The sequence below is a fragment of the Nocardioides immobilis genome (assembly GCF_003515065.1).
GTDB classification, from domain to species: Bacteria; Actinomycetota; Actinomycetes; order Propionibacteriales; family Nocardioidaceae; genus Nocardioides; species Nocardioides immobilis.
Window position 1 is genome coordinate 1 of sequence record NZ_QXGH01000067.1, and the last position, 1600, is coordinate 1600.

Genomic DNA, 1600 nt, shown 5'->3' on the forward strand with positions numbered 1-1600 from the left:
CCCACCGGGCCGCCATGGACATATCAACGGAAAGCCTCTTGGCACGTGTTCTCCGAGTCACCCGGCGGCGCGCACCGGAGCGACTCCCGTCGAAGGCGCTTCCGGCCCAGCCATCTTGTACCAATAGATGTTCTCGTTCGTCGGGCGCTGCCACGGTGAGTGCGGATCGGCGAAGAACACCCGCGTCCCGGTCTCCAGCGCGAACTCCGCGTGGCCGGAAAGCTCCTTGCCGCGGTCCCAGGTGAGGGTCTTGCGTAGCTGGTCGGGCAGCTTGGTCATCGACGTCGTCAGCGCGGCGTTCATCGCGACGGCCCCGTAGCCGCCGAGTGACGGTCCGTTCTTCACGTACGGCTTCTCGCCCCAGCCATCCATGCGTGGCAGGTGGACCAGGAGCGTTGAGCGGCTGCTGCGCTCGACGAGCGTGCCGATCGCCGACCGGCCGGTTCCGATGATCAGGTCGCCTTCCCAATGGCCGGGGACGGCGCGGTCTTCGGCCTCGGCGGGACGCTCGCTGAGGATGACATCAGCGGTCACGTGCCCTTGAGCCTTGTTCCTTGAACGGGCCCGCGGCTCCCGCAGGGCGCGGCCTGTGCGCAGACACGTGACCAGCTCGCGCTTGAGCGCACCACGACCTTCGATGAACAGCGACTGGTAGATCGCCTCGTGGCTGATGCGCATGGACTCATCATCGGGGAAGTCGACCTTCAGCCGATGCGAGATCTGCTCGGGGCTCCATGCCGTCGACCATCGTCGGTCTTGGCGATGGGGCTTGTTCAGCCCCTTCCACGGCGGCGTCGTCGGACCCGGAATGATCGTGCCGTCAGGGCGACGAACGTTGCCGGCGAGTCGGTCCTGGACGTAGTCACGCAGCCGCTCGTTGCCCGCCAGCTTCGCCGTCTTCGGACGCTTCGCTGCCTGCTGCGCCTTCCACTGCGCCACCACGGCGCGGTAGACCGGCTTGCCGCCCCTGGTCGCCGCGTTGCGCCGCAGCTCACGAGACACCGTGCCGGGGTCCCGGCCGATCTCGCGGGCTATCTCACGCACGCCCATCTCCTGGGCCTTGAGCAACGCGATCTCCTCCCGCTCGGCGAACGATAGGTACCGGCCCGTGGGCTCGTCCAGGCTCAGCGGAGTCATCCCGCCAGCGTGTCGAAACCATCGGATGCCGACCGGTGCCGACACGCCCACCCCTTCGGCGGCCTCGACCGTCGTGATCCCGGTCGCGACTAGGCGCCAGAAGTCTCGCTGCACAGCCCGCGACGGCTCGGGCCGGCCCGGTGAGCGCATCGGCGCTCGCATTGCCCTGTCCGCGGCCCACTGCCGTCGCGCCCCAGCCGGCGCTTGCGGCAGCGGCTTCCTCGGTCGTCCCATCGCACACCTCCGTGGTCAAGGTGTTGCGACGACCGGTTGATTTCGCCTTCGCTGCCCTGGTCGGTGTGCATGATCACCGCACCGATGTTGTCCTTGCCGCCGCGGACCGCGACCGCCATCCGCAGTGCCGCGGTGGCCAGGTCGGCGTCATGGTGCTCACCGATCCCGAACCCGACGATGCGCCGCGAGCCCATGTCCAACACCGAGTCGAGGTAGAGCTTGCCCTCAT

1 protein-coding gene and 1 pseudogene are annotated in these 1600 nt (G+C 68.4%); both read right to left on the reverse strand.

Annotated features, from left to right (window positions below; genetic code table 11):
• Positions 1 to 129 precede the first annotated feature (129 nt).
• Positions 130 to 1299, reverse strand: a pseudogene (locus D0Z08_RS31535) (IS30 family transposase); the annotation flags it as partial.
• The gene (locus D0Z08_RS33610) at positions 1227 to 1565 is read right to left on the reverse strand and encodes a hypothetical protein (protein WP_342772403.1); all 339 of its coding nucleotides are present in this window, start codon (positions 1563 to 1565) and stop codon (positions 1227 to 1229) included. The pseudogene D0Z08_RS31535 and the gene D0Z08_RS33610, both read right to left, overlap by 73 nt.
• Positions 1566 to 1600 lie beyond the last annotated feature (35 nt).

Bases quoted from the DNA above. Each gene is read 5' to 3' on its own strand.
- D0Z08_RS33610 (WP_342772403.1), bottom strand. From the start codon at position 1,565: ATGGGCTCGCGGCGCATCGTCGGGTTCGGGATCGGTGAGCACCATGAC.